Origin of the sequence: Pseudonocardia sp. Ae331_Ps2, assembly GCF_001932405.1 — a bacterium.
Classification (GTDB): Bacteria; Actinomycetota; Actinomycetes; order Mycobacteriales; family Pseudonocardiaceae; genus Pseudonocardia.
Window position 1 is genome coordinate 2,516,419 of the sequence record NZ_MCIM01000001.1, and the last position, 26,920, is coordinate 2,543,338.

26 protein-coding genes are annotated in these 26,920 nt (G+C 73.6%); 15 read left to right on the plus strand and 11 right to left on the minus strand.

The annotated features are described in order from the left end of the window. Positions 1 to 16: 16 nt before the first annotated feature. Positions 17 to 184 carry a hypothetical protein gene (locus Ae331Ps2_RS31950; protein ID WP_158071558.1) on the minus strand — a complete coding sequence of 56 codons (168 nt, stop codon included), beginning with the start codon at positions 182 to 184 and terminating at the stop codon, positions 17 to 19. A 26-nt stretch (positions 185 to 210) separates the two neighbouring features. Here Ae331Ps2_RS31950 and Ae331Ps2_RS12060 point away from each other — a divergent pair, with 26 nt between their 5' ends. From Ae331Ps2_RS12060 to Ae331Ps2_RS12070, 3 genes are all read left to right on the plus strand, one after another. Next, on the plus strand, positions 211 to 732 hold the full coding sequence (locus tag Ae331Ps2_RS12060; protein WP_075308842.1) for a CGNR zinc finger domain-containing protein: 522 nt from the start codon (positions 211 to 213) through the stop codon (positions 730 to 732). Between the two features lie 201 nt (positions 733 to 933). Continuing rightward, positions 934 to 2,199: an aspartate kinase gene (locus Ae331Ps2_RS12065; protein WP_075312497.1), complete on the plus strand. Its 1,266-nt coding sequence runs from the start codon at positions 934 to 936 to the stop codon at positions 2,197 to 2,199. Between the two features lie 5 nt (positions 2,200 to 2,204). After that, a complete protein-coding gene (locus Ae331Ps2_RS12070) occupies positions 2,205 to 3,278 on the plus strand; it encodes an aspartate-semialdehyde dehydrogenase (RefSeq protein WP_075312495.1) in 1,074 nt (357 codons plus the stop codon). A gap of 68 nt (positions 3,279 to 3,346) precedes the next feature. On the opposite strand, the gene Ae331Ps2_RS12075 is transcribed toward Ae331Ps2_RS12070, so the two are convergent. Both Ae331Ps2_RS12075 and Ae331Ps2_RS12080 read right to left on the minus strand, forming a co-directional pair. Then, positions 3,347 to 4,291, minus strand: a complete 945-nt coding sequence (locus Ae331Ps2_RS12075) for an endonuclease/exonuclease/phosphatase family protein (protein WP_075308840.1) — start codon at positions 4,289 to 4,291, stop codon at positions 3,347 to 3,349. A 293-nt stretch (positions 4,292 to 4,584) separates the two neighbouring features. Further along, positions 4,585 to 5,778, minus strand: coding sequence for an MFS transporter (locus Ae331Ps2_RS12080; RefSeq protein ID WP_020623585.1), 1,194 nt, complete (start codon positions 5,776 to 5,778; stop codon positions 4,585 to 4,587). Between the two features lie 192 nt (positions 5,779 to 5,970). Between Ae331Ps2_RS12080 and Ae331Ps2_RS12085 the strand changes: the two genes are divergently transcribed. Further along, entirely contained in the window at positions 5,971 to 7,428 is a 1,458-nt protein-coding gene (locus tag Ae331Ps2_RS12085) for a catalase (RefSeq protein ID WP_075308838.1), read from the plus strand. 68 nt (positions 7,429 to 7,496) lie between these two features. Next, the gene (gene arsC, locus Ae331Ps2_RS12090) at positions 7,497 to 7,853 is read left to right on the plus strand and encodes an arsenate reductase (glutaredoxin) (RefSeq protein WP_020623583.1); all 357 of its coding nucleotides are present in this window, start codon (positions 7,497 to 7,499) and stop codon (positions 7,851 to 7,853) included. On the opposite strand, the gene Ae331Ps2_RS12095 is transcribed toward arsC, so the two are convergent. Both Ae331Ps2_RS12095 and Ae331Ps2_RS12100 read right to left on the minus strand, forming a co-directional pair. After that, positions 7,844 to 8,866 carry a Fic family protein gene (locus tag Ae331Ps2_RS12095; protein WP_249265612.1) on the minus strand — a complete coding sequence of 341 codons (1,023 nt, stop codon included), beginning with the start codon at positions 8,864 to 8,866 and terminating at the stop codon, positions 7,844 to 7,846. The genes arsC and Ae331Ps2_RS12095 overlap by 10 nt on opposite strands. Positions 8,867 to 9,235: 369 nt before the next feature. After that, entirely contained in the window at positions 9,236 to 11,077 is a 1,842-nt protein-coding gene (locus tag Ae331Ps2_RS12100; protein WP_249265240.1) for an alpha/beta fold hydrolase, read from the minus strand. Positions 11,078 to 11,152: 75 nt separating this feature from the next. Between Ae331Ps2_RS12100 and Ae331Ps2_RS12105 the strand changes: the two genes are divergently transcribed. Beyond that, positions 11,153 to 11,563: a hypothetical protein gene (locus tag Ae331Ps2_RS12105; RefSeq protein ID WP_020623580.1), complete on the plus strand. Its 411-nt coding sequence runs from the start codon at positions 11,153 to 11,155 to the stop codon at positions 11,561 to 11,563. Between the two features lie 13 nt (positions 11,564 to 11,576). On the opposite strand, the gene Ae331Ps2_RS12110 is transcribed toward Ae331Ps2_RS12105, so the two are convergent. Continuing rightward, entirely contained in the window at positions 11,577 to 12,167 is a 591-nt protein-coding gene (locus Ae331Ps2_RS12110; RefSeq protein WP_020623579.1) for a TetR/AcrR family transcriptional regulator, read from the minus strand. Positions 12,168 to 12,326: 159 nt separating this feature from the next. Here Ae331Ps2_RS12110 and Ae331Ps2_RS12115 point away from each other — a divergent pair, with 159 nt between their 5' ends. Continuing rightward, positions 12,327 to 13,493, plus strand: coding sequence for an LLM class flavin-dependent oxidoreductase (locus Ae331Ps2_RS12115; protein ID WP_020623578.1), 1,167 nt, complete (start codon positions 12,327 to 12,329; stop codon positions 13,491 to 13,493). Between the two features lie 18 nt (positions 13,494 to 13,511). Here the strand turns inward: Ae331Ps2_RS12115 and Ae331Ps2_RS12120 are convergent, their stop codons facing one another. Continuing rightward, positions 13,512 to 13,943, minus strand: a complete 432-nt coding sequence (locus Ae331Ps2_RS12120; RefSeq protein ID WP_020623577.1) for a DUF1707 domain-containing protein — start codon at positions 13,941 to 13,943, stop codon at positions 13,512 to 13,514. A 48-nt stretch (positions 13,944 to 13,991) separates the two neighbouring features. Here Ae331Ps2_RS12120 and Ae331Ps2_RS12125 point away from each other — a divergent pair, with 48 nt between their 5' ends. After that, a complete protein-coding gene (locus tag Ae331Ps2_RS12125; RefSeq protein ID WP_075308834.1) occupies positions 13,992 to 14,492 on the plus strand; it encodes a class I SAM-dependent methyltransferase in 501 nt (166 codons plus the stop codon). A 57-nt stretch (positions 14,493 to 14,549) separates the two neighbouring features. On the opposite strand, the gene Ae331Ps2_RS33960 is transcribed toward Ae331Ps2_RS12125, so the two are convergent. From Ae331Ps2_RS33960 to Ae331Ps2_RS12140, 3 genes are all read right to left on the minus strand, one after another. Beyond that, a complete protein-coding gene (locus Ae331Ps2_RS33960) occupies positions 14,550 to 15,485 on the minus strand; it encodes an excalibur calcium-binding domain-containing protein (RefSeq protein WP_175581810.1) in 936 nt (311 codons plus the stop codon). Between the two features lie 114 nt (positions 15,486 to 15,599). Next, complete coding sequence (locus tag Ae331Ps2_RS12135) at positions 15,600 to 16,538, minus strand: NADPH:quinone oxidoreductase family protein (protein WP_075312489.1); 939 nt, start codon at positions 16,536 to 16,538, stop codon at positions 15,600 to 15,602. 81 nt (positions 16,539 to 16,619) lie between these two features. Continuing rightward, positions 16,620 to 17,435, minus strand: coding sequence for an ergot alkaloid biosynthesis protein (locus Ae331Ps2_RS12140; protein ID WP_075308832.1), 816 nt, complete (start codon positions 17,433 to 17,435; stop codon positions 16,620 to 16,622). Positions 17,436 to 17,642: 207 nt separating this feature from the next. On the opposite strand from Ae331Ps2_RS12140, the gene Ae331Ps2_RS31960 reads away from it, so the two are divergent. The 7 genes from Ae331Ps2_RS31960 to lnt all read left to right on the plus strand — a co-directional run bounded on the left by Ae331Ps2_RS31960 (position 17,643) and on the right by lnt (position 26,365). Beyond that, positions 17,643 to 17,783, plus strand: a complete 141-nt coding sequence (locus tag Ae331Ps2_RS31960; protein ID WP_020623941.1) for a hypothetical protein — start codon at positions 17,643 to 17,645, stop codon at positions 17,781 to 17,783. A gap of 85 nt (positions 17,784 to 17,868) precedes the next feature. Then, complete coding sequence (locus Ae331Ps2_RS12145; RefSeq protein ID WP_170917022.1) at positions 17,869 to 18,582, plus strand: TetR/AcrR family transcriptional regulator; 714 nt, start codon at positions 17,869 to 17,871, stop codon at positions 18,580 to 18,582. A 442-nt stretch (positions 18,583 to 19,024) separates the two neighbouring features. Further along, positions 19,025 to 19,963, plus strand: a complete 939-nt coding sequence (gene whiA / locus Ae331Ps2_RS12150; protein ID WP_170917023.1) for a DNA-binding protein WhiA — start codon at positions 19,025 to 19,027, stop codon at positions 19,961 to 19,963. A 100-nt stretch (positions 19,964 to 20,063) separates the two neighbouring features. Continuing rightward, positions 20,064 to 21,305, plus strand: coding sequence for an acetyl-CoA carboxylase biotin carboxylase subunit family protein (locus Ae331Ps2_RS12155; RefSeq protein ID WP_043276708.1), 1,242 nt, complete (start codon positions 20,064 to 20,066; stop codon positions 21,303 to 21,305). A gap of 84 nt (positions 21,306 to 21,389) precedes the next feature. Next, positions 21,390 to 23,384, plus strand: coding sequence for a hypothetical protein (locus Ae331Ps2_RS12160; RefSeq protein ID WP_233147709.1), 1,995 nt, complete (start codon positions 21,390 to 21,392; stop codon positions 23,382 to 23,384). 88 nt (positions 23,385 to 23,472) lie between these two features. Continuing rightward, on the plus strand, positions 23,473 to 24,864 hold the full coding sequence (mptB, locus tag Ae331Ps2_RS12165) for a polyprenol phosphomannose-dependent alpha 1,6 mannosyltransferase MptB (RefSeq protein WP_075308826.1): 1,392 nt from the start codon (positions 23,473 to 23,475) through the stop codon (positions 24,862 to 24,864). 4 nt (positions 24,865 to 24,868) lie between these two features. Beyond that, entirely contained in the window at positions 24,869 to 26,365 is a 1,497-nt protein-coding gene (gene lnt, locus Ae331Ps2_RS12170; protein ID WP_139318854.1) for an apolipoprotein N-acyltransferase, read from the plus strand. Here the strand turns inward: lnt and Ae331Ps2_RS12175 are convergent. Next, positions 26,340 to 26,918: a GNAT family N-acetyltransferase gene (locus tag Ae331Ps2_RS12175; RefSeq protein WP_075308824.1), complete on the minus strand. Its 579-nt coding sequence runs from the start codon at positions 26,916 to 26,918 to the stop codon at positions 26,340 to 26,342. The genes lnt and Ae331Ps2_RS12175 overlap by 26 nt on opposite strands. Positions 26,919 to 26,920: the final 2 nt, after the last annotated feature.

A 26,920-nucleotide genomic window follows, 5' to 3' on the forward strand; every position in this document is an offset into this window, starting at 1 on the left:
CGCCCCGGACCGCTGCTCACCGGAGCGCGCGGTCCCGCCCGGCACTGGCCGCCACGGTGGCGGTGCCGGGCGCGGCGAGCCGGATGCGCCAGGCCCCGCACCGGCAGCGTTGGTAGCTCACCACGCCGTCGGAGGTGCGGTGCCGGGACGCGGTGCGCCATTCGTGGTCCAGGGGTGTGCTCACGACGACCACGCTGCTGTAATGGTTCAGTGCATATCAACCCTTACGGTCAGGATCCGGTCCTGCTCGCGGCCGACCTGGTGAACGTGCCGCCGTCCTCGACCGAGGAGCTGGTGGAGCGTTGCCTCGCCGCCGGGGTGTCCCGTGACTGGGAGCCGGTCGGGTCCGACCTGCCCGCGGTGCGGGACTTCCTGCGCCGGTGGGAGGAGGTCGTCGACGCCGGACCCGGCGCGGAGCGGGCACGGCTGCTCAACGCCCTGCTCGCCGAGTCGACCGGGCCACCGCGGCTCACCGACCACGACGGGCACTGGCACCTGCACCACCGCGACGACGGCCTGGGCCTGGCCGGTGTGCTGCGTGCCCTGCTCGCGACCGGCACCGCCACCCACCTGGCGACCCGGGGGATGGACCGGCTCGGCCGGTGCGCCGCGCAGGGCTGCACCCGCGTCTACGCCGACGTCTCCCGCAACGGCAGGCAGCGCTACTGCAGCGCACGCTGCGGCAACACCGACGCGGTCCGTCGGCACCGCCGTCGTACGACGGTCGGGTGAGGGGCGGCTCATACCCGAGCGCCGGTCCGTGGGCGAGCCCGTGTGGTCTGGGTCATCGGTGACCGTCCAGATCCTGAAAACGGGCGGTGCTCGCCGGTACTGTTCCGTTCCGACCAGCGCCGCCGATGCGTCACCTGCGCATCACGGCGGTCGAAGTGTGCACCCGACGGCTCCCACGCGGAGTCAGGATTGGAGGTCGGCGTGGCCCTCGTCGTGCAGAAGTACGGCGGTTCGTCGGTCGAGAACGCGGAGCGCATCAAGAAGGTCGCCGAGCGCATCGTCCGCACCCGCAAGGAGGGCCACGATGTCGTCGTCGTCGTGTCCGCCATGGGTGACACCACCGACGAGCTGACCGATCTCGCCGAGCAGATCTCCCCGAAGCCGCCGCTGCGGGAGATGGACATGCTGCTCACCGCGGGGGAGCGCATCTCGAACGCGCTCGTCGCGATGGCGATCCACTCCCTCGGCGCCGAGGCCCGGTCGTTCACCGGCTCGCAGGCGGGGATGCTCACCACGTCCAAGCACGGTGACGCCCGCATCACCGAGGTGAACCCGTGGCGCCTGCGCGAGGCCCTCGACGAGGGGTACATCGTGCTCGTCGCCGGCTTCCAGGGCATGAGCGCGGACTCCCGCGACATCACCACGCTGGGCCGCGGCGGGTCGGACACCACCGCCGTCGCGCTGGCCGCCGCGCTGAACGCCGACGTCTGCGAGATCTACTCCGACGTCGACGGCGTCTACACCGCCGACCCGCGGATCGTCTCCAAGGCCAGCCTGCTCGAGACGGTCACCTACGAGGAGATGCTCGAGCTGGCCGCGTCCGGCGCGAAGGTGCTGCACCTGCGCGCCGTCGAGTACGCCCGCCGCTACGGCGTCCCGCTGCGGGTGCGCAGTTCCTACAACGACAAGCCGGGCACTCTGGTCTCCGGCTCGATCGAGGAGATCCCGTTGGAGAATCCGATCATCACCGGCGTCGCCCACGACCGGTCCGAGGGCAAGATCACCGTCACCGGCGTGCCGGACACCCCCGGGATGGCGGCGAAGATCTTCCGCACGGTCGCCGCCGCGGAGATCAACATCGACATGGTGCTGCAGAACATCTCCAACGTCTCGGACAAGAAGACCGACATCACCTTCTCGCTGCCCCGCACCGACGGTGACACCGCCGTCGCGGCGCTGGAGCGCGCGAAGGCCGAGATCGGGTTCGCCGAGCTGATCTACGACAACGACATCGGCAAGGTCTCCCTGGTCGGCGCCGGCATGCGCAACCACCCCGGCGTCACCGCCAAGTTCTGCGAGGCGCTGTCCGACGCCGGGATCAACATCGAGACCATGAACACCTCGGAGATCCGGATCTCGGTGATCTGCCGCTCCGACCAGCTCGACGACGCGGTGCAGGCGCTGCACGTGGCGTTCGAGCTCGGCGCCGAGGACGACGCGGTGGTCGCCGCCGGAACGGGCCGGTGAGCGGGATGGCCATGGACAAGCCCGTTCTGGCGCTCGTCGGCGCGACCGGTGCCGTCGGCACCACCATGATCGAGATCATCGACGCGCGCGAGTCGGTGCCGTGGGGCGAGATCCGGCTGATCGCGTCCGCGCGCAGCGCCGGCAAGGTGCTGACGGTCCGCGGCCAGGACATCACCGTCCTGGAGCTCGCGCCCGAGGTCTTCGACGGCGTCGACATCGCGATGTTCGACGTGCCGGACGAGGTCTCCGCCGAGTGGGCGCCGATCGCCGCCTCCCGCGGCGCGATCGCCGTCGACAACTCCGGTGCGTTCCGGATGGACCCCGAGGTCCCGCTCGTGGTGCCCGAGGTCAACCCGGAGAAGGTGACCGAGCGCCCCAAGGGCATCATCGCCAACCCGAACTGCACGACGCTGTCGATGATGGCGGCGATGGGTGCGCTGCACCGCGAGTTCGGTCTCGAGGCGCTGGTGGTGTCGTCGTACCAGGCGGCGTCGGGCGCCGGTCAGCCCGGCATCGACCAGCTGCAGGCCGAGATCTCCGCGCTGGCGGGCAAGGACGCCGGCAAGGTCTCCGGCGACGTCGCCGCGGTGCTCACCGAGGCCGGGATCCCGGTCGGGGACGGCTCGCCGTTCCCCGCCCCGCTGGCGCTCAACGTCGTGCCGTGGGCGGGCTCGCTCAAGGAGGACGGCTGGTCGTCGGAGGAGCTGAAGGTCCGCAACGAGTCCCGCAAGATCCTCGGGATCCCGGAGCTCAAGGTCTCCGCGACCTGCGTGCGCGTCCCGGTCGTCACCACGCACGCGCTGGCGATCCACGCGACCTTCTCCTCGGAGGTCTCGGTGGACGCGGCCCGCAAGGTGCTCGGCGCGCAGCCGACCATCGTGGTGAAGGACGACCCGGCCGCCGGTGAGTGGCCGACCCCGGCCGACGCCGTCGGCGGGGACCCGACCGTGGTGGGCCGGATCCGGCAGTCGCTGGACTTCCCGAACACCCTGGAGCTGTTCGTGTGCGGGGACAACCTGCGCAAGGGCGCCGCGCTGAACACCTACGAGGTGGCGGAGACGGTCGCTGCGGCCGGCTGATACCTCCCTTCCACGACGACGGCCGCCGTCCCGGACATCCGGGGCGGCGGCCGTCGGTCGTGGAGGGTCTACGGCAGGCGCAGCGTCGAGACGATCGCGCGGTGGTCGGTGCCCGGCACCAGGTGCGTCGAGAAGGACTCCGCGCTGATACCGCCGGTGTAGACGATGTGGTCGATCTGCGGCCCCAGCCACGCCGGTGCCCAGGTCGGCCAGGTCCCGGCCAGCCCGTTGCCGGTCTGCGACCCGGCGTCGCCACAGCCCCTGATGGCGTCGCGGAACACCGAGTGGTCGAGGCTGGCGTTGAAGTCCCCGGCCACGATCGCCGGGCTCGTCCCGGAGCACCACTTGGCGACGGTCTCCAGGTCCGAGCGCCACTGCCCGACCGAGCGCGGCACCGGGGCGACGGAGTGGAACGCGACGAAGCGCAGGTCCCCCAGGCCGCCGCCGGTGATCTCGATGTAGTCGAAGCGGACGTCCTTGCCGACCCGGGTGCGGACGTCGCCGAGCCGGTCCGACCAGGCGACGGTGTTGCCGGTGACGTCGCGGTCCCAACGGTCGACGCTCGACGCGGTCCGGTAGCCCAGCGGCTCCAGCAGCGGGGCGATCTCGCTCTCGTAGCGCCCGCCCGCCTCCGGGATCGAGACGACGTCGGGGTTCTGCTCGGCGACGAGCGCGGCGAGGGACCGTGCGTCGGCGTTGCCCTCGTAGACGTTGAGCGCCAGCACCTTCAGCGGGGTCCCGCCGGCGGGGGCGGGGCTCGCCACGGTGCGGGGGAGCACCATCGCGGCGCCGACCAGCGCCACCAGCGCGAGGACGACCGGCACCGGCCAGAACCGGCGGGCGGCCAGGGTGATCAACAGGCCGACCACGACCAGCACGCCGAGCGCGGCGACCATCAGCGGCCGGAACGCGATGACCTGCGCGAACGGCGAGTGGGCGTCGAGGCCGACGAGGTCGGGCAGCGTCGCGAGCGCGGCCGCGGCGCCGAGGAGCAGCGCGAACCCCCAGCGCACCCGACCTCCCCGGCGACGGGGCCGCCCACTCGGGATGGGCTGGGTCTCGGAGTCGGGGTGGGGCGGTGCGCTCACTCGGTCCAGTCTGCCCGAGTGGCACACCCGTCCGCCGCGCCCGGGCGGTGCGCTGCGCTGATCGTCTGTGGACGCTCTCAGTGTCCGACTTGCGCGACCGCTCGTCGACCATCCGACGGCAGCGGGATCACCGAGATGCAGCCCAGCGGGCCTGGAAGATCCACGATTCCCGCTGAGGTGCATCTCGGTGACGCCGACGGCCGTGCGGCCCCGGCCGGTCAGGCCCGGGCCCGCAGCAGCGGCGCCGCCACCGCGGCGGCGACGACCGCGACCGACCCGCACACCAGCATCGCCGCGCCGGGGGACGCGGTGTCGACCAGCAGCCCCGCGAGCGGGGTCGCGATCGCGATCCCGAGCGTCGTCGCGGAGCCCTGCAGCCCGGTGACCAGGCCGCGCACCCGGTCCGGGGCGAGATCGCCGATCGCGGCACTGCCCGCCGCGAGCGTCGACGCGGTCGCCAGGCCCGCCGGAATCAGCAGGAACAGCAGGCTCCACCACGACCAGGCCAGCGCCGCCGGGAACGTCGCCAGACCGAGGGCGGCGAGCAGCAGCGGCAGGGGCAGGCTGCGGCGGGCACTGCCGTAGAGGAACCCGCCCACCAGCGACGCCAGGCACCACACCACGTTGACCAGCGCGATCGCCCACGCCTGCCCGGCGGAGGTGAGGGCGGCGATGAACGCGAACTCGGTGCCCATGATCGCGATCACCGCGGCGGTCACCGTCAGCAGCGCGCCGACCAGCGGCCGGGTCAGCCAGCTGCGCAGCGGTGGGCGGGGGCCGGAGCGGGCGGCCTCGTCGCCGTCGGCGCGGACCGGAGGGTCGAGCCGCCACAGCGCGATCCCGGCCAGGACGAACCCGGCGCCGATCACGCGCATCGTCGTCGCCGAGCCCAGCCACACCGTCAGCAGCGACCCGACGGCGGGCCCGGCCATGTAGGAGATCTCGACGGTCATCGAGTCCAGCGCGAACGCGGGGCGTCGCCGTCCCGGCGGGACGGCGGCCGCGATGACCTGCCGGACCAGGGAGAACACCGGGAGGGTCAGGACGCCGGCGACGAAGGCCGCGCCGAGCAGACCGGCGTAGCCGAGCAGCGGCGCGACCGACCAGAACAGCAGGCCCGCGGTCATCGTGAGGGCCAGGACCGGGCGCAGCCCGTAGCGGTCGACCACCGTCCCGAGCAGTGGGGCGCCGATCGCCATCCCGGTCGGGACCGCGGCGGCGACGAGGCCGGCGGCACCGAAGCCGTGGCCCAGGGTGGTGACGGTGTGCAGGGTCAGGGTGACGCCGACGGCCGTCGCGGGGATGCGGGCGGCCATGCCGATCGCGGTGATCGCGCCGACCCCGGGCAGGCGCAGCACGTCGGCGAACGCGCCGAGGCCGGTACGCGGTGCGGTGGCGGCGGTGTCGGGCACGACCCCATCCTGACCCGCGCCCCGGCGTCGTCGCGAACCGGTTCGGGGTTTCGACCTGGGCCGCACGGGAAGTCAGTGGGTACCGAACACCGCCGACCGCGACGCGGCCGCGCAGCCGCGGGAGCGTCTCGGTCGCACCGGCGGGCCATCACCCGCCCGCCCCACCCACCACGCGTACGAGGAGGCTCGGCCGTGACCACGTCGCACCAGCCCAAGCCCACCACCACGGACTCCGGCAGCCCGGTCGCCAGCGACGAGCACTCGCTGACCATCGGCCCCGACGGCCCGCTCCTGCTCAACGACCACTACCTCATCGAGCAGATGGCGAACTTCAACCGGGAGCGCATCCCGGAGCGTCAGCCCCACGCCAAGGGCGGCGGAGCCTTCGCGAAGTTCGAGACCACCGAGGACGTCTCGCAGTACACCAAGGCCGCGTTCCTGCAGCCCGGCGTCGAGTCCCGGGGGATCATCCGGTTCTCCACCGTCGCGGGTGAGCGTGGCAGCCCTGACACCTGGCGTGACCCGCGCGGGTTCTCGCTCAAGCTGTGGACCACCGAGGGCAACTGGGACATGGTCGGCAACAACACGCCGGTCTTCTTCGTCCGCGACCCGATGAAGTTCCAGCACTTCATCCGCAGCCAGAAGCGGCGCGTGGCGAACAACCTGCGCGACCACGACATGCAGTGGGACTTCTGGACGCTGTCGCCGGAGTCGGCGCACCAGGTCACCTGGCTGATGGGCGACCGGGGCATCCCGAAGTCCTGGCGGCAGATGAACGGCTACTCCAGCCACACCTACAGCTGGATCAACGACGCCGGCGAGATGGTCTGGGTGAAGTACCACTTCAAGTCCGACCAGGGCGTGGAGTGCCTGACCCAGGACGAGGCCGACACCCTCGCGGGCTCGGACCCCGACTACCACCAGGCCGACCTCTACAACGAGATCGAGGCGGGCAACCACCCGTCGTGGACGTTGTACGTGCAGGTCATGCCGTTCGCCGACGCGAAGACCTACCGGTACAACCCGTTCGACCTGACCAAGGTGTGGCCGCACAGCGACTACCCGCTGATCAAGGTCGGGAAGCTGACGCTGGACCAGAACGTCGAGGACTACCACGCCGAGATCGAGCAGGCCGCGTTCGAGCCGAACAACCTGGTGCCGGGCGCCGGGCTGTCGCCGGACAAGATGCTGCTCGCCCGCGGGTTCTCCTACGCCGACGCCCACCGCGCCCGGCTCGGGGTCAACTACAAGCAGATCCCGGTCAACGCGCCGCGCAGCGAGGTGAACAACTACCAGAAGGACGGCGCGATGCGGATCACGAACACCCGTGACCCGATCTACGCGCCGAACTCCTACGGCGGTCCGGCGGCCGACCCGAAGCGGGTCTCGGAGGCTCTCTGGTACGCCGACGGCGACATGGTCCGCAGCGCGTACACGCTGCGCGAGTCCGACGACGACTGGGGCCAGGCGGGGATCATGGTCCGCGAGGTCTTCGACGACGCCGCCCGCGAACGGTTCGTCGGCAACGTCGCCGGGCACCTGCTCGACGGCGTGTCCGAGCCGGTCCTGCAGCGTGCCTTCGAGTACTGGCGCAACGTCGACAAGAACATCGGCGACCGGATCGAGCAGGCCGTCCGCAACGGCGGCTGACCGCTCCGCGCACCGACCGACGGCCCCGGGGACACCCCCGGGGCCGTCGTGCGTCCTAGGCTCGGGCCGTGGAGATCTGGCACAACCCGCGCTGCTCGAAGAGCCGCGCCGCCCTCGCGTTGCTGACCGAGCACGGTGCGGAGCCGACGGTGCGCCGCTACCTCGACGACCCGCCGAGCCGCGCCGAGCTCGAACGGGCGCTGGCCGCGCTGGGCACCGAGGACCCGCTCGCGATCACCCGCACCGGTGAGCCCGCGTTCCGCGAGCAGGGCCTCGCCGGGGCCGACCGGGACACCCTGCTCGACGCGCTGGCCGCCGAGCCGAAGCTGATCGAGCGGCCCGTGGTGATCGACGGCGACCGGGCCGTCGTGGGCAGGCCGCCGGAGAACGTGCTGGGCCTGCTCGGCGGGCGGCGTCAGCGCTGAGGTGCCGCGGGGACAGGGCGGTCAGGAGCCGACCGGCGGGTGTCCCAACGGGTGCTGGCGAGCCGTCGCTCGGCGAAGGTGAGCAGGTCGAACACGTCCTGCGCGAAGTAGCCCCGTGTCCCACGATCCAGTGCCCTGCGGGTGAGGATGCCGGCATCTGTCAACTCGTCGAGCGCTTTGTGCGCGGCCGGAGCGGAGACGCCGAGCAGACGGCAGAGCGTCGCAGCGGTCACGAGCGGGGCCTCTGGCAGGAGATCCAGGAGTCGTGCGGCGGCGGACCCCGCTCGTGGGACGTCACGTATCCCACGCGTGGTTCGCAGGGCGGAGAGACGCGCGGACCAGTCGTCCCGCAGCTTCACGAGGTCTGCGCTGAAACGCTCGACCTGGTCGACGGCAGTCGCCGCCGCTTCGACGAATGTGGACAACCACGCTGCGGTGCCCTCCCAGGCTTCGGCCGAGTCCGCCGGACCCGTGTACCGGTACGCGGTCAACCCGTTGACATAGGCGTCCGAGTGGGTGAGCAACACCAGGCTGATCGGGAGGATGGCGGTGGGGGTGAGGCCGCGGCGCGTGAGGACGGTGTGGATCAGCGCGCGGCCGACGCGTCCGTTGCCGTCGGTGTACGGGTGGATCGTCTCGAACTGCGCATGCACCAGCGCGGCCTGCACCAGCGGGGCGTGGACGCCGCCCGTCGCGAAAGCGACCAGATCCTCCATCAGAGGATGTACCTGTTCCGGGGGAGGCGGCACGAAGTCGGCCCCGAGCGGATTCCACCCCCCGCCGCCGATCCAGTTCTGCACGGTGCGCAGACCGTGGTGGTCCTCGGGCAGCAGCGCCCGGTGCAGACCGTTGACGGCGTCGACCGTCACCGCGGCGCCTTCGGTCAGATCGGTCGCGGCGGCTCGCAGGACGGCGATGTTGTTCGCCACGAACCGAGCGCTCGCGCTGACCTTGCCCTGACCTACCCGTTCCGACTCCGCCAACTCGGCGATGGCCACCCGTTGCGCGGACACGTGCATCCCCTCGATACGGGACGACGCGATGGCCTCGGACCGTAGGAGGAAGCGGGCGAGACTCTCCAGTCCCCTGCCGCCGGGGCCGGTTGCCAGTCCTCGTACCGCGGACTCCACCGCCGCGGCTCTGTGGCCGAGCACGCCTCCGAGGGAGAGCGGTCGCCCGTCGAGGGGATCAGGGACGTACGCGGTGTAGCGTCCCCCGCGTCGGGCTTCCCGGGTGGTCGCATCCCAACTGGGTTCCCAGAACCTTCCGACGAGCTCTGCCATTCGGTCACGTACCTCGTAAAGTTGTCCGGCACAGCCCAGTAGTGAACTTTGAGGGGTCAAAGTTAACCACAACGGCGGGCGGGTGAAGGAAAGCCCGGATCAGCTCGCCAGCGCTCGCCGCACGAAGGCGACCTCGGTCGCGATCAGGTCCAGCTGGTCGGACACCACCAACGAGCCGTGTCCGGCGTCGAACCGGCTGACCTCGTAGGGCACGTCCCCGCGCGCGGCCAGCGCGTCCAGGTAGTTGTCGATCTGACGGATCGGGCAGCGCGGGTCGTTCTCCCCGGCCAGCACCAGGACCGGCACCCGGACCTCGTCGACGTAGGTCAGCGGCGAGGCCTCCCGGTAGAGGTCGGGCAGCTCGTCGGGGGAGCCGCCGAACAACGCCCGGTCGAACGCGCGCAGCTGCTCCATCTCGTCGGCGTAGGCGGCGGCGTAGTCGGCCACCGGCACCCCGGCGACGGCCGCGGCCCACCGCTGCGGCTGCGTGCCCGCCGCGAGCAGCGACAGGTATCCGCCCCAGGACCAGCCGTCGACGACGCAGCGGGCCGGGTCGACGGTGCCGTCGGCGACCAGCGCGTCCTGCACCGCGGCGACGTCGGCCAGCTCGGTCAGCCCGGGGCGGCCCTCGATCGCGTCGCGCCACGCCGAGCCGTAGCCGGTGGAGCCGCGGTAGTTGACCTCGACGACGGTGAACCCGGCCTCGACCCAGGTGGCCCGACCGGCGTCGAAACGGTCCTCGTCGGCGGCGTGCGGGCCGCCGTGCAGCACGAACACCGCGGGCGCCGGGCCGTCGTCGGTGCGCGGCGCCTCGGCGACGAGGCTGTGCACGGCGCCGCCGGGGCCCTCGGTCCACACGTCGCGCACGGCGACCGAGCCGGGCGGGCGCTCCCCGGGCGGGGCGACCAGGACGTCGTCGGTGCCGTCCGGGCGCAGCGCCCGGATCTGCGACGGGGTGGCCGCCGACGACGCGGAGTACTCCACGGTGCCGTCGTCGCGGACCTCGGCGGACCCGACGCAGCCGGGCGCGGTCGGAAGCGCGGTCAGCTCGCCGGAGTCCAGGGCGTAGCGGAACAGCCGGGTCCTGGCGGCGTGGGTGTGCGCGACGAGCAGTGCCGAGGCGTCCGGGACGAAGCCGCCGACGAGCTCGCCGGGCAGGTCGATCGCGAGCTCGGTGACCTCGCCGGTGGTCGGGTCCCAGACCAGCAGCTCGTCGCGGCCGCGGCGTTCGTGGCCGACGAGCAGCCGCTGGTCCCCGGCGACGGGGGAGAACTCCAGCGCGGCGAGGCCGCGGCCGGGCCCGTCGTGCAGTTCGGCGACGGTGTCACCGGTGGCGACGTCGAGCACCCGCAGCGACGGGTGGCGGGAGTCGCCGTGCTCGGAGTGGGAGATGGCGAGCAGCGTCTCGTCCTCCGACAGCGCGCCGACGCCGGCGTCCTCGGTGTGCCGGTAGATCTCGCGCGCGTCGGTGCCGGAGCCGCGCTCGTGCACCGACAGGACGGTGCCGTCGTCGGTGGACACCCCGACCGCGGTGACGCGGCGGCCGATCTCCAGGCCCGCTGGGTAGCCGTCGCCGACACCGGGGACGGCGGGCACGGTGTCGGTGCCGGGGCCGGAGGCCCACGGCTGGGCGACCCAGTGGCCGAACTCGTCGCCGTCGGTGTCGGCGAACCACCAGATCTGTCCGCCGTCCGGCGGCAGCACGGCCGAGGTGGTGCCGTTGCGCCGGTCGGTGACCTGGCGGTGCTCCCCGGAGTCGCGGTCCCACGCGTGGATCTCGAAGGTGCCGGTCGCGTTGGAGACGTAGACCGAGCGTGCCGGCGCGTCGCGGGCCCAGCCGGGGCGCGACATGCGGACCGCGGTGAACCGGGACCGCCAGCGCTGCTCGCGCTCGTCGTCGAAGAGCGTCGGGGGAACGGGGGCGATCGGGTGCTGGCTCACGACCCGATCGTGCCGAATGCCACGAACGGGTGCACCGGGCGGGGTCTGCGGCCGCGCATCCGGCAGCATGGAGGCATGCGGAGACCGGCCCGGCTGCTGCTCGCCGGGATGCTCGTGCTCCCCCTGGCCGCCGCGGGCTGCGGTGCCGTCGGACCGACGACGGGCACCGTCGCGGCCGGGCCGACCGTCACCGCGTCCGCCGACTCCCACGGCCTGACCCCGGTCCGCTTCGACCACTGGGAGGCACGGCCGGTGACCGCGGTCCCGACCGTGCGGGTGAGACGGGGTACGACGGTGGTGCTCACCGTCGGCAGCGACGTCGCGCGCCGGGTGCTGGTCCCGGAGCAGGGCCGCGCCGTCGACGTCAGCGCCGGGGGCACCGTCACCCTGCGCTTCCTCGCGCTGGGGACGTTCACCGTGCGGGTGGCCGAGCCCGGTGCGGTCCGTGGCGGGACGATCATCGGCCGGGTCGAGCCCTGGCACTGACCCGCCGGGGGGATCAGGCGAAGGCGTCGGCCCGGTCCGCGATGGCGCGCAGCCCCTCGGCGATGTCCACACCGGACGGCGCGGTGTCGGGGTCGACCATCCACTGGACCATGAGCCCGGTGAGCAGCGCCTGGTAGACGGAGCCGAGCACGTGCACGCGGCGGTCCGCGGCGGCCGGGTCGTCGGGCAGCGTGTGGAAGGTGAGGGCCAGGCCCTCGCGGATCTCCCGCTGGGCCTCGGCGAGCTTCGCGCGCAGCTCGGGCAGCCGCTCGGCGTGGGCGAGCGCCTCGACGTGGGTGGCCCACAGCCTTCGCTGGGTGGAGAACAGGCCGACCACCCGGCTCCAGGTCTCCTCGACCCGTCGCTGCGGGTCGGTGGGCCCGCCGGCGGGCTCGGCGAGCGCCCGGTCGAGCTCCTCGCCCCAGGCCGTCGTCGCCCGCAGCAGGGCCTCGGTGAGCAGGGCGTCCTTGGAGCCGAAGTGGTACCCGATGGAGGCCAGGTTCGTCCCGGACGCGGCCACCACGTCCCGTGCGGTCGTGCGGCCGAACCCCTTCTCGTAGAGGCACTGCGCGGCCCCGTCCAGAAGCTCCTCGCGGTGTCCCATGATCGCGGAACCTATCGGGTCGTCACGGACGTCCGTACACCGGCCGTTCACCCGGTCTGCCACCCTCGTGCAACGCTTGCGTGACGCCCGTCACGGCAGGTAAGGACTGTCGTGACGGTGTCCTCGACGGAGTGGGCGCCGGAGCGACGAGGAGTCACCGTGAGCAGACTGCGATTCGGCACCTTCCTGGCCCCGTTCCACCAGCCCGGGCAGAACCCCACACTCGCGTTGCAGCGCGATCTCGAGCTGGTGGAGCACCTCGACCGGCTCGGCTACGACGAGGCCTGGATCGGGGAGCACCACTCCGCGGGCTCGGAGATCATCGCGTCGCCCGAGATCTTCATCGCGGCCGCCGCGGAGCGGACCCGGCACATCCGGCTGGGCACCGGCGTCACCTCGATCGCCTACCACAACCCGTTGTGGGTGGCCGACCGCATGGTGCTGCTCGACCACCTCACCCGCGGGCGGGCGATGCTCGGCTGCGGCCCCGGCTCGCTGCCGACCGACTCGGCCATGATCGGCCTGAACCCCACCGACACGCGCGAGCTGCTCGAGGTGAACCTCGACATCATCATGCGGCTGCTGCGCGGGGAGACCGTCACCGCCCGGACCCGCACCCACACCCTCGTCGACGCCCAGCTGCAGCTGGCGCCCTACTCCGACCCGTGCTTCGACATCACGGTCGCCGCGGTGGCCTCGCCGACCGGGCCGCGGATGGCCGGGCAGCACGGGGTCGGGCTGCTGTCGATCGGCGCCACCCTCACCCAGGACGGCTTCGACGCGCTCGCCCACCACTGGGGTGTCGTCGAGGAGCGCGCTGCCCACCACGGGCAGCCGACACCGGACCGCAGCAAGTGGCGGCTGGTCGGGCTGATGCACGTCGCCGAGACCCGGGAGCAGGCCTACCGCGAGGTCGAGTACGGCATCGAGCACTGGTTCCGGTACTTCCAGAAGGTCGCGGCGTTCCCGCAGATGGCGGTGGCGGGCGGTGACGTCAAGGAGATGATCGACTTCATCAACGACGCCGGGATCGGCGCGATCGGCACCGTCGAGGACGCGAAGGCCCAGGTGCGCAAGCTCGTCGACCAGTCGGGAGGGTTCGGCGCGTTCCTGCTGCTCGGCCACGAGTGGGCCGACCCGACCGCGACGAAGCGCTCCTACGAGCTGATCGCCCAGCACGTCATGCCCGAGTTCCAGGGGCAGGCCGCGGGCACCCTGGCCGCGAAGGACCGGGCCAGCTCCACGCGGGAGAAGCACGCACAGAGCCAGCTCGACGCCGTCGACACCATGACCAAGCGCTACGAGCAGGAGCGGTCGGGCGGCTGAGCCGTCCCGGCGCGGCGGTCAGGCACCGCTGCGCCGGGCACGGCCCGCACCGGCCACCCACAGGGTCAGCAGCACCGCCCCGGTCGGCGCCGAGAAGATCAGGAACCACAGGGGGCTGAGGTCGGTGAGCAGCGCCAGCACCGTGGTCCCGGCCGCGGCCGCGGCGGTGATGCACAGCCAGATGATCGACAGGACCTTCATGGCGATGCCGCCGGGGCTCGCGGCGAACACCAGGCCGTCGCGACGGCCGGGGTTCCGCTCGGCGGGCAGGTCCCGGGTCACCCGGCCCAGGTCGCCCCGGGTGCGCATCCGCCAGACCTCGGTCAGGCGCTCGTCGTACTCGGCGAGGTCGAGGTAGCCCTCGGCGTGGGCGGCACGCAGCCGGTCGGCGACGGCCTGGCGTTCGGCGTCGGAGATACGGATCTGCTCGGGGCCCACCACCTCGTCCACCTCCTCGATGATGCCCGTCCGCGGCCGGTCCGTGCCAGCATGACCGCTGTGGCGGCGAGGGTGGTCCCGGCTCGGGCGCGGTTCGCGGCCGCCGTCGTCGTCGCGCGGCCCGGCACCCGGGTGCTGGAGGTGGGCTGCGGACCGGGCGCGGTGGCGTCGTTGGTCTGCCCCGCGCTCGACCCGGGCGCGGGTGGCGCGATGGTCGCGGTGGACCGCTCGGCCGTCGCCGTCGCGCGGACCGCCGAGCGCTGCGCGGCGTTCGTCGACGACGGCGTCCTCACCGTCGTGCGGTCCGATCTGGCCGGGCTGCGGCTCGCGGCCGATTCCGTGGACGTCGCGTTCACGCTGAACGTCAACCTGTTCTGGACCCGCGACCCCGGCCCCGAGCTGGCGGTGCTGCGTGGGGTGCTCGCACCGGGCGGGGTGCTGCACGTGCTCTACGAGGGCGCCCCACCGGCCGCGGTCACCGCTGGGCTGGAGCGGCACGGCTGGGAGGTGTCCGTCGTGTCGGGTGCGGGCGGGGCGGGCGTCTCGGCGCGGCCGGGCTGACAGACGGGTGCCCGGCGGGACCTCGTCACCGCCGGGCACCGTGTCGTGGACCCAGCCTCACTCGCAGGCGATGCCGTCGTCGTCCCGGTCCAGCGCCGAGCGGTAGCCCGGGGCACCGCGGTACAGAGGGGCCGCACCGGCGTTGCGGGCCGCGGTGCAGTTGGCGTAGTAGGCCGACCCACCGCCGGACGAGGGGGCCGGCGCAGCGGGTGCCGGTGCCGCCGGGGCGGCCGGGCGCGGGGCCGGTGCGGCCGGGCGCGGCGCCTGCGGGGCGGGGCGCGGTGCGGCGACGGCCGTGTGCGGGGCGGGCGGGGTCGCGACGAGCGGCCGTGCCGGCGCGGGCACGTACGGACGGTCGACGTCGGTTGCCACCGGCGCGTCGGTCGCCGCCGCGGCGGGGGCCACCGGCACGGCCGGTGCCGCGGCCTCGGTCAGCGTGACCGCGGCGGCGCGGTCGTACGTCGTCGATCCCACCGGGTCCTGCGCGGTGACCGTGCCCGCGGCGACCCCGGCGGCCGCCGGGGAGGGCGGGCCGAGCACGACGTGGGTGAAGCCGGCCTGCGCCAGGACCTCGCGGGCCCGGGCATCGGTCATGCCGACGACGTCCGGCACCGCGACCGGGGCGGGGGCGGCTGCGGGGACGGGGGCGGCCGGTGCCGCCGCCGGCAGCGCCGGCTGCGGTGCGTTCGCGGCACCGATGACGCCGATGGTGGTCGTCAGCAGACAGAGCACGCTGCCCGCCACGCCCAGGGCGAGCCCGGCGCCGCTGCGCCCCGCCGTCGTGGTCGCGCCGGTGCGGAACCGGCGCCGACCGGCCTGCGAGAGCGCCCATGCCGGCACCGTCACGAGCAGACCCAGGAACGGGACCCACCCGGCCACCAGCCCCACGATCCCCAGCCAGAAACCGGCGGTCGCCGGGGTGTTCCCCCGTCGCACGACGGGGATCGGCTGCGTCGCCGGCTCCACGGCGGGCCAGGACTGGGTGGCGGTCATGGGAGGTCCTCTCACGGTGGTCCTACCGGAGCTGCCCGCTCCGACGAACGACCTATCGAGAGGTGTGACGTGGCCATTACCGCCCGTCATCAGGGTTGATGACGGCGCCTGCGGTCAGGGCGTGAGCACCAGCTTCCCGACCGCGGAGCGCTCGGCGTAGGCGCGGGTCGCGGTCGCCGCGTCGTCCAGCGACAGGGTCCGCGGGCGGGCCGGGTGCAGCTCCCCGGAGCCGATCCGGCGCAGCACGTCCTCCGCCAGGTCCCGCGAGGCGGCCGGGTCGGTGCGCGACCAGTCGCCCCAGTCCACGCCGACGACGGTCCGGTTCCGCAGCAGCACGAGGTTGGCGGGCAGCTTCGGGATCGTGCCGGAGGTGAAACCCAGCACGCAGAACCGGCCGCCGGCGGCGAGCGCCCGCAGCGCGGCCTCCGCGGCGTCGCCGCCGACCGGGTCGATCACGACGTCCGCACCTCCGCCGGTGTGCCCGCGGATCGTGTCCTTGAGCGAGTCGTAGCCGACGGCGACCTCCGCCCCGGCCTCGAGCGCGGCCGCACGCTTGTCCGGGGTGGACGCGACGGCGAGCACCCGGGCCCCCGCGGCGCGGGCGTGGTCCACCGCGGCCTGCCCGATCCCGCCGCTCGCCCCGAGCACGACGACCCACTCACCCGGCCGGACGGTGACCCGGTCCCGGAAGGCGAAGGCGATCGTCCCGTGGCTCTCCAGCGAGCTGGCCGCGACGCCCGCGTCGACCTCGTCGGGTACCGGGACCAGGAGGCCCTCCGGGACGACGGCGTGGCTGGCGAACCCGCCGAAGCCCGTGAGCAGGGCGGCGACCCGCCTGCCGTCCGGGGTCGTCCCGGCGATCGCGCTGCCGGGTGTGAACGGCAACGGCGGCCGCAGCTGGTAGTCGCCGCGGGCGATCAGCCCGTCGACGAAGCTGACCGCGGCGGCCTCGACGGCGACGAGCACCTCGCCCGGACCCGGCTCGGGGGTCGGTTCCTCCACCAGCTCGAACCGCTCCGGATCGGCGAACTCCCGGCAGACCACCCGTCGCACCACGCCTCCTCGCGTCGTCCACTGCGTCCGTGGGTGAGCCTCGCACGCGGTGCCCGGCGATGATCGTCGGTGTGGCCGTGGTCATGACCGCGCCGGGTAGGCCTCCCGCAGGACGTCCCGCACGCTGCGCGGGTCGCGCCCGGTGATCCGGCGCACCGCGTCGCTCGTGCGGGCCTGGGACCCGGTGGCGATGAGCCCGTCGAGCCCGGCGAGCACGGCGGCGTAGTCGGCGGGCATCCCGTCGGCGACGAGCCGGGCGGTCATCTCGGACACGGTCACCGGCCGGTGCCGGGCCGGCCGTCCGGTGACCTCGGTCCAGACCGCGCACACGTCGTCGTAGGACAGGGCCGCGGGCCCGGTGACCACCACGTCCGGTTCGGGTGGTGCCGGGGCGAGCAGCAGCGCGGAGGCGACGGCGGCGATGTCCCCGGCGTCGACGAACGGGATCCGGCCGTTCCCGGTGGCGGTGACCAGCTCACCGGCGCGCAGCCCGCGTGCGGTGAGGTGGTCACCGAGCAGGTTCTGGGTGAACCACGACGGACGCAGCACCGACGGCTCCGGGACCGTGTCCAGGACGAGGTCCTGCACCGCGCCCAACCCGGGCGTGCCGCGCTCGACGGCGGCCGCGCTCAGCAGCACCACCCGGCGCAGACCGCGCCGGACCGCCCGCTCCAGGACGGGGGCGAGAACGGGGGCCGGGTCGGGAGTGGCGAGCGGCGGGAGCAGGTACAGGCTCTCGGCACCCTCGAACGCGGAGTCGTGGGTCGCCGGGTCCAGCCAGTCGAACCGAGGGGACGTGGACCGGGCGGCCCGGCGGACGTCGGCCCCGGCGGCCTCCAGCAGGTCGGCGACGCGGCGCCCGGTGGTGCCGGTGGCCCCGGTGACCAGGACGGTCATCGGGCGGCCTCCGCCAGTCCGGTGCGGCCGAACACCTGCTGGACCTCCAGCGGGCTCCAGCGGTCGAGGTGTCCGGTGATGCCTTCCGGGCCGACGGTCACGACCGCAACCTAGCGCAGCGTGTACTCCGCGCGGGGAGCCGGGCGCCGCGAACGGGAAGGTCATCGTGCCGTCGGGTGCCCAGGGCGCGGCGAAGCCCGCCATGTCGTGAGCCAGGATCCGGTCCAGGGCCGCGTCCACGGCAGCGTGCCCGTCTGGCGCGTGGCGGTGCACGGCGGTCCGATCGACGACACGGGCGCGACCGCCCTCGCCGAAATCGTCACCCGGGGGATGACCGCGCCGCGCTGAGCCGGCCGGGTGGTCTTCGTGATCCACTGTCGCGCGGGTCCGGCCCTACTCCCGCCGGGCGCGTCGAGGGAGGAGCATGGTGGGCGTGTCGTCCGACCGCACGGAGCCCGGGTCCGAGGACGACCTCCGGTCCGACGGTCGCAGTACGCGCTGGGACGCACACCGCGCGCGCCGTCGCGAACAGGTGGTCGACGCGGCGCTGGTCGTGCTGGGCCGTGACGGGGAGGACTTCGGCCTGGACCAGGTGGCGCACGAGGCCGGGGTGACCAAGCCGGTGATCTACCGGCACTTCGGTGACCGGGCCGCGCTGCTCGACGCGATGGCCGAGCGGGCGACCGACCGCCTGATGGGACGGCTCATGCCCGCCCTGTACCGGGAGAGCGCGGTCCGGACGCGGATCCACGACTCGGTCGACGCGGCCATGGGCTTCTTCGACGACTCACCGGGTGTCGACCTGCTGTTCCGTCGCCGACTGCCCGGCCAGCGGGGCGAGGTCGTCGACGCCGGCCGGGAGTTCATCGCCTCCGCACTGACCGGCCTGCTCGGGGCCTATGCCGAGATGCTCGACGTCGACGAGTCCGGCCTGGTCCAGGTGTGGTCGCAGTCGGTGGTCGGCGCGGTGCAGGCGACCGCGGAGTGGTGGCTGCGCGGCCGGGCGACCGGGGACACGCTGGATCGCGCCGTCGTCACCGACCACCTGACGGACCTGATCTGGGTGCAGATCGAGGGGATGGCCCGACGGCGGGGGCTCACTCTGGGGCCCGAATCTTTACACCCAACGAGAGCCGAGCCGAAATAGGCGTTACTCCGCGTATAGAGTACCGTCGCGAGCCGGTCGCCCCGGCAGGTCTCGGACCCTCGTGGCGGCCACCGGATGTATCTGTGCACGGGCCCCGCCGGCGGGGAACTCCGGGCGCGCAGTCGTGCGGAGGTGGAGCCATGTCCGAGGGGGCGAACGGCGGGGGTCGGCCGGGTCCGGTACCGGTCGACGATCTGGCGCCCGGTGGGCCGCGGGCGAAGGCCCGGGGCTGTTTGTGCTCGGTTCTCGCGAACGCGGCGTTCCGGGCGGGGAGCGAGAGCAGGCCCTGCATCGATCCACGCTGCCCGATGCACGCCGACACGTCCGAGGACTGATCCCGCCACGGTGGGGCGCTCCGGCGCCCCGCCCTACCCGGCAGGGCGGGGTTCGCCTCGGGGGATGTGTTCCCCGCCCTGCCACTTCCCCTCCGCAGGAGACGATCGTGTTCGACCTGGAGCGCGTGACCGCCGAGCTGCAGCGTGAGCTGGGCGCGGTCCGCGAGGAGCGCCCCGGTGTCCGCCATGCCGGGCTCGTCACCCAGCTGCGCCTGGCGGGGGAGGTCGGCGTCCGCGACGGCACGACGACGATCCGCGCCGAGTTCGACTCCCCGGCGCCCGCACTGCGGATGCGCTCCGAGCTCGGGGCGCTGCACGGCCGGGGCGGCCTGCGGGCCGAGGTCGTGACCGGCGGCGGGGGGACCCTGCGCTACCAGGTGCGGGTCACGGCGCCCGGGACCGATCTGGCCCGGGCGACGGGGCTGGTCGACCGGACCGGACGGCCGGTGCTCGGGCTGCCACCGGCCGTCGTCGCGGCGGGGCCCGCCGTGGCCGCCGGGGTCTGGCGTGGGGCGCTGATCGCGCGGGGCCGCGTCGCGAGGCCGGCCGGGCGGGTCCGGCTGGTCGTCAGCTGCCCGGGCCCGGCCGTCGTGCTCGCGCTGGTCGGCGCGGCGCGTGGCCTGGGGGTGCTGGCCGCGCCGCAGGAGACGGTGAGCGAGCACCGGGTCGTCGTGCGGGACCCGGAGAGTGCCGAGGCCCTGCTGCGCAGCGTCGGGGCGCCGGGTGTGGCCGAGGTGCTGAGCCGGGTCCCGGTCACCCCGCGGGGTACGACCGGCACGGACGGGTCGCTGCAGACGGTGAACGCCCGTCGGGCCGCGACGGCGGCCGCCGCGACGACCGAGCGGGTCCGGGTGGCGCTGCGCGTGCTCGGTGACGACGTCGCCCCCCATCTGCGGGAGACCGCGCTGCTGCGCCTGGAGTACCCGTCGCTGTCCCTGGCGGAGCTCGGTCGTCTCGCCGACCCGCCGCTGACCAAGGACACCGTCGCCGGGCGGCTGCGCAGGTTGGTCCGGCTGTCCGGCGTCGACGGATCCGACGAGGACTGAGCCCCGCCCGCCACGATCCGCCGTTGCGGCGTGCTCGGGGTACGGTGTGGACTCAAGCATTCGCCGCCTAAATTCGTCGAAATCGGGAGGTTGCTTTTCCATGCCTCGGTCCGACTCAGTCGCCAAGAATCCAGAAAAGGGATACGTCGCTCTTCTCGGGTGGAGTCTCAACGCGGTGGAGGCGATCGACCGCTTCGACCGCCGATACGTCGTCGTGGCCCCGGACTGGGCGGAGGAGTATTGCAAGGAGCACGAGATCCCGTACGTCCCGTGGAATTTCGAGCGGCTGAACGACCGTTCGATGGAGATCGCGGAGACCTTGCAGGAGATGGGCGTCGACGTCGCCATCCCGCTGTTCGAGGAAACCGTGGAATGGGCCGGCGCGATCAATTCGGTGCTGCTCGACAACCCGCGGCTGTTCGGGCAGGCGATGCTGCTCCGGGACAAGGCGTTGATGAAGCGGCGCGCGCAGCTCGGCGGGATCCGGGTGGGCATCTTCGAGGAGGCCCACGACCGTGACGACATCGTCCGCTTCCTCAAGCGCGTCAACCAGACCCTGCTGAAGCTCGACGGCGACCCGAACGACCCGATCCACATCAAGGCGTTCGACAAGGCGGGGTGCCTCGGGCACCGCGTGGTGCGCACCTACGAGGACATCGACAACATCCCGGACGAGGAGTTCCCGCTCCTGATGGAGTCCCACCTCGACGGGTGGGAGTTCGCCGTCGAGGCGTGGGTGCACAAGGGGAAGATCAAGTTCCTCAACATCTCCGAGTACGTCACCCTCGGCTACTCGGTGTTCGTGCCGGCGACCCCGGAGCTGGAGAAGTACCGGCCCGCGATCACCGCCCAGATCGAGAAGCTGATCAAGACCTTCGACATCGAGTTCGGCTTCGTCCACCCGGAGTACTTCGTCACCTCCGACGGCGAGATGTACTTCGGCGAGGTCGCGTACCGGCCGCCGGGCTTCAAGGTCTTCGAGCTGCTCGAGCGCTCCTACGGCTTCAACGCCTACCAGGGCCTCGTGCTGGCGTTCGACCCGAAGACCACCGAGGAGGAGATCGACGCCTTCTTCCCGAAGGAGGTCGAGGGTGCCTCCGGCGTGGCCGGCTGCTTCGGGGTCTACCCGCGCCGCCGCGTCGTCAGCAGCCTGCAGATCCCCGAGGAGACCGAGGACGACGACTACTACGAGTCGCACGACCTCACGTCGCCGGTCGAGGAGACGGTGACGAAGAGGACCGCGTTCGGCACACACTGGGGTCTGCTGTACTTCTTCGGGGACGACCCCTACCGGATGCGGGATCTGTTGAAGAAGCAGGAAGAACTCGACTTCTACGTCTGAGGGCGGGTACCCCGCCCACGGCCGTGGAGCCCGAACGAGGGAAGCCGTGTGAAACCGACCGTCGACGTCGCGAGTGGGACCTCCGTGCTGGACAGGCGCCTGGTCTCGCTCGACGACGCCACCCGCGACCTTGCCCGGACCACGGACTTCGGCAAGACGACGAAGATCCGCAGGGTTCTGGAGCAGCTCCGTCGCGTGCTGCTGCAGGAGGGTGGCCCCGCCGCCGTGCAGGCCCGTGCCCGGCAGCTGGAGGAGGCCGGCGTGTTCGCCGGCACCGACTGGGCCCAGCCCGACATCCTCGTCCCGGCGTTCGTCGGGGCGGGGCTGCACAGCGGCGTCGCCGACACGGTGGTGATGGAGGCGACCAGCGAGCTGCGGATGCTCGCGGTCGCCCTGGGGGAGTACGACCACCCCGCGATCTCGGCCGACGAGGCCCGCCAGTTCCTGTCCCAGGTGCTGGCGATGAACCTGGAGCTGCTGTTCACCCCGCCGACCGAGGCGGAGCGGGTCCACGAGGGCCGGACGGCCCAGATGATCCGCGACCTGTTCCGCCACATCGCCGAGGGCATCGGCTACGACAGCATCCTCGACAAGCTGGTCGCCGAGATCTGGCGGATCCTGCGCCAACGTCCGATCCAGGTCGACCAGGTGACGTCGCTGATCACCCGGCTGTCGGTGTGGCGCGGCGACCCCAGCGTCGACCTGTCCTCCGGGCAGGGCCTCGATCGGCTCATCACCGCGCTGTTCGGGACCACCGAGGCGAGTCGCGAGGACCCGGGCATCGACGTCTTCCGCTCGCGTCTGGAGGCGATGGACACCGGCGGCCTGCAGTACGAGGCGGCCGGGTTCGCCCGGGCCATGCACGACACCGGGCTCGTGTCGCCGTACCACGCGGAGCTGCTGCAGTTCCTGCGGCACGAGAGCGACTACCTGCTCGCCGAGGCGCTCGGCCTGTCCGACACCGGCAAGAACTGCCTGCTGCGCTTCCGCGACCTGGTCCACCGGCTGATCGAGGAGGCCGTCACCCCGCACACCGCGCAGTGCATCTACGGTCTGGCGTTGCTGCTCGACCGCGGGATCCTCTACGAGCCGCCGGTCGTGCCCGGGCTGTGGCGCCAGATCGCGCTCGAGATCGGCCCGGCCGCCCGGGAACGCCTGGTCGCCGCGTTCGGCGAGCAGCCCGAGCCCGAGGTACGGCTGCTGGCCGGCGTGCTGTCGATGCTGGGCCAGCCGCTCGGCGTCGGGCAGGGTGACAACCCCACCTGCCAGTCCGCGCGCGCCCTGTCGATGTGGGCCTACAACGACCCGGACTACCTGCTCCAGATGGTCGTCTGGGCGGCCCGCGACGACGAGATCGTCATGCACTTCGAGGGACAGCGGATCTCGTCGCAGGAGATCGGGGCCGGGGTCGCGGAGAAGCTGCCGATCGACCTCGACCCGGTGTCGCTGGTCGTCGTCCCGCACCTGGACCGGATCTACGCCGAGATGGGCCGTCGCTGCGCGGACCGGCCCGGGGACCCGCACCGCTGGGTCAACCCGGAGTTCCACGGCTGGTGGGCGGCCCGCGGCTTCCACATCAACGTCGACGTCGAAACCGGCAACCTCATCGACCTCGACGCCTTCCTGCGCCAGTTCCACGCCGGCTACCACCCCGCCTACAACGGAGGGCAGCCGCTGATCCACCCGCAGCCCGCCGGGATCGCGGTGACCGACAGCGCCGCCCGCTACGTCGGCTGGCACGCCATCGCGATCCTGCGGGTCGCGCCGGACCCCAGCGACGTGATGCGGGTGTACTTCTACAACCCGAACAACGACAGCGGACAGGACTGGGGCGACGGCGTGGTCGTCTCGACCGCGGGCAACGGGGAACGCTTCGGCGAGGCGTCGCTGCCGTTCGACCAGTTCGCATCGCGGCTCTACATCTTCCACGGCGACCCGCTGGAGCTCGGCGAGCCCGGCCGGGTGCCCGCCGAGGTCATCGACACGATCGTCGGCTACATCGAACGCAGCTGGGGTGTCGACCGGCTCCCCGCCGGCGCGCTCCAGGCCTCCGACGGCCCGGCGGCCCCGACCGTCTGACCGGGCCGTGGGGGAGGAACGCCGCCAGGACCCGCCTGCGCCCGGTGCCGCCGGAGGGGCTCCGCCTGCGCCTGGCGTCGTCGGTGCGGTGCCGCCTGCGCCCGGCGCCGTCGCCGGGGTGCCGACGGTGCTCGGCGCGGCCGGAGCGGTGCTGCTGACCGGCGGTGCCTGGGCGGTGGTGCTCCGGCCCGAGGCGGCGCTCGCGCTCGGCGCCGCGGTGGCCGGGATGGGTCTGGTCGTCGTGGCGTGGCTGCTGCTGGTGCGCGCACCGGTGGCCCCCGCCCACGCGGTGCGTGCGCTGCTCGCCTGGGCCGCGCCGCTGCTCGTCGCGCCGCCGCTGTTCTCCCGCGACGTGTACAGCTACCTCGCCCAGGGGATGGTTGCGCTCGGCGGGGCCGACCCGCACCGGACCGGCCCGGCGGCCGGGCTGCCCGCCGGGTCGCCGGTCCTCGCGCGGGTCGACGGCTACTGGCGGGAGACGCCGTCGCCCTACGGGCCGGTGACCGACCTGTGGCAGAAGGCGGTCGCCGCCGTCGCCGGGGACGGGGCGGTCGCCGGGGTGGCGGCGTACCGGATGCTCGCCGTCGTCGCGGTGGCGGGGATCGCGTGGGCCGTGGTGCGCCTGGCCCGCGTGCACGGGGTCCCGCCCGGGACGGCACTGGCGTGGGGCGTCGCGAACCCGCTGGTCCTCTGGCACGTCGTCGGCGGGATGCACAACGACGGGCCGATGCTCGCGCTGCTGCTCCTGGGGCTCGCCGTCGGGCTGCGCGGGCCGCGGACGTCGCTCGTCGCCGGCACCGCGCTCGTCGCGCTGGGGGCGCTGGTGAAGGTCCCCGCGGCGGCCGGGCTCGTGGTCCTGGCGGTCGCCGCGACCCGGTCCGCGTCCGGCCGCGCCCACCGGTGGGCCGCGGTCGCACTGGTCGCGGGGGTCTCCGTGGCGGTCGCGCTCGTGGTGTCGTCCGTCGAGGTCGGCGCGGGGAGCTGGCTCGCCGCGGTCTCCGCACCCGGGCAGCTGTTCAGCTGGATGGCGCCGACCAACTGGGCCGCGGCGCTCGCGGGCGTGCTCGGCGCGGACCCGGCCGCGGCGCTGACGGTGGCGCGGACCGTCGGGACGGTGCTCGCCGCGGTGCTCGCGGCCGGGGTGCTCGTGGCGCAGGCCCGCGGCCGGACCACCGCGACGACGGCGCTCGGCCTGGTGCTCGGCGCCGTCGTCGTGCTCGGGCCGGTGCTGCACCCGTGGTACCTGCTGTGGGCCCTGACCCCGCTGGCCTGCGTGCCGCACCGCCCGCGGCCGCGGGCGGTGCTGACCGGAGTCGTGGCGGTGTCCGCGGTGCTGGTGCCGCCGCTCGCGGGGGACTTCTCCAGTCGGCCGGGGCAGCTCGCGGCCGCCTACGCGGGCGCGCTGCTCGTCGTCGGCGTGGTGGTGGCGGTGCTCGTCCGGACCCGCGCGCGGGCCCGCGCCGCGACCGGATCATGCTGACCCCGTGGTGAAGGCACTCGCGCCGCGGATCGCGGCGGTCGTCGTCGGCGGGGTGCTGCTGCACCTGGCGTTCCCGCCGCGCACCGTGTGGTGGACCGCGATCGTGGCGTTCGCGCTGCTCTGGTGGGCCCTGTCCGGGGTCCGGGTACGCCGTGCCGCGTGGCTGGGTGCGGTGTTCGGGTTCGCGTTCTACCTGGCGCACCTGATGTGGATCCAGGACTTCCTGGGCCGCGACTACGGGCCGTTCCCGTGGGTCGGGCTGTCGCTGGTGATGGCGGGGTTCCCGGCGCTCGGCGGCGCGCTCGTCGCCCTCGCCGCCCGGCTGCCCGCCGCACCGGTGTGGGGTGCGCTCGCGTTCGCCGCGCAGGAGTGGCTGCAGAGCAGGTTCCCGCTGAACGGTTTCCCCTGGGGCCGGGTCGCGTTCGGGCAGGTCGAGGGACCGTTCCTGCCGCTGGCCGCGATCGGTGGGGCCCCACTGGTGTCGGTCGCGGTGGTCGCGGCCGGATTCTGCGTGGCGGCGTTCCTGCAGCGCCCGCGCCGGGTCGTCGGCCTCGTCCCGGTCGTTGTGATCGTGCTCGTGCTGCTCGCGGTGCCGACCCCGCCCGTCGACGCCCAGGACGGCACCCGCACCGTCGCGGTCGTGCAGGGCAACGCGCCCGACATCGGGCTCGGTCTCTTCTCGGCCGGTCGGACCCTGCGCGCGAACAGCCTCGCCGAGACCTCCGTGCTGGCCGACCGGGTCCGGTCCGGCGCGGTCGCGCGGCCGGACCTCGTCGTGTGGCCCGAGAGCTCGCTGTCGACCGACGGCGTCGACCCGGCGGTCGACCGGGCCGTCGACGCGCTCGGCGTGCCGTTCCTGATCGGCGCCAACTACGAGGCGGGTGCGACCGACACCGAGAACGCGGTGGTCGTCTGGAACCCGGGGACGGGAGCGGGGGAGCGCTACGCGAAGCAGGAGCTCGTGCCGTTCGGCGAGCGCATCCCGCTGCGGGCGGTCACGCAGTACCTGACCCCGTTCGTCGCGCTGGCCGACTTCACCCCGGGTACGGCGCCCGGGGTCCTGCCCGTCGCGGGCACCCGGGTGGCGACGGCGATCTGCTACGAGACCGCCTACGACCACGTGCTGCGCGACGGCGTCGCCGACGGTGGTTCGCTGCTGGTGATCCCGACCAACAACGCCTGGTACGGGCGGGGCGAGATGACCTGGCAGCACCTCGCTATGTCGCGGCTGCGGGCCGTCGAGCACGGCCTGGCCGCGGTCGTCGCGGCGCTGTCCGGGGCGAGCGCGGTGATCCGGCCGGACGGCTCCGTCGTCGCCAGGACCGGGCTCTACACCGCCGACACCCTGGTCGAGCAGGTGCCGCTGCGCACCGAGCTGACGTTCGCGACCCGCTGGGGTGCCTGGTTCGAGCACGGTCTGGCGCTCGCCGGGCTGCTCGCCGCCGCGGCCGGGTACCTGCTGCGCCGCCGGGAGCTCAGCCGGACGTCGACCGGCGCATGACCACCCGCGGGAACCCGCCGGACACCCCGGTGGTCTCCGCGGCGACCGTGAACCCGCCCGCCTCGAACAACGCGCGGGTGCCGACATAGGCCATCGTCAGGTCGACCCGGGCTCCCCGGTTGTCCACCGGGTAGCCCTCGACGGCCGGTGCGCCCTGGTCGCGGGCGTACCCGACGGCGCCGGCGAGCAGGGCGTGCGCGATGCCGCGGCCCCGGTGGCCGGCACGGACCCGGAAGCACCACACCGACCAGACCGGGAGGTCGTCGACGCGCGGGATGGTGCGGGAGCGGGCGAACGGCAGCTCCGCGCGCGGGGCCACGGCGGCCCAGCCGACCGGTTCGCCGTCGTCGTGGGCGACGACGCCGGGCGCGACCACGCGGGTCGTCAGCTCCCGGACGTACTCGCCCCGGGCCCGGCCGGTCAGGGCACGGTTCCGCGCCGCGGGCAGCCGGTGCGAGAGGCACCAGCAGACCGACGCGTCGGGGGAGCGCTTCGGGCCCAGCAGGGTCGCGAGGTCGTCGAAGGAGGTGGCCGGAGCGACGACGAGGGGCACCG

Excerpts from the sequence above, each read along its gene's own strand:
- Ae331Ps2_RS12070 (WP_075312495.1), top strand. The coding sequence starts at position 2,205 with ATGGCCATGGACAAGCCCGTTCTGGCGCTCGTCGGCGCGACCGGTGCC.
- Ae331Ps2_RS12105 (WP_020623580.1), top strand. The coding sequence starts at position 11,153 with ATGCGGAGACCGGCCCGGCTGCTGCTCGCCGGGATGCTCGTGCTCCCC.
- Ae331Ps2_RS12110 (WP_020623579.1), bottom strand. The coding sequence starts at position 12,167 with ATGGGACACCGCGAGGAGCTTCTGGACGGGGCCGCGCAGTGCCTCTAC.
- Ae331Ps2_RS33960 (WP_175581810.1), bottom strand. The coding sequence starts at position 15,485 with ATGACCGCCACCCAGTCCTGGCCCGCCGTGGAGCCGGCGACGCAGCCG.
- Ae331Ps2_RS12140 (WP_075308832.1), bottom strand. The coding sequence starts at position 17,435 with ATGACCGTCCTGGTCACCGGGGCCACCGGCACCACCGGGCGCCGCGTC.
- Ae331Ps2_RS12155 (WP_043276708.1), top strand. The coding sequence starts at position 20,064 with ATGCCTCGGTCCGACTCAGTCGCCAAGAATCCAGAAAAGGGATACGTC.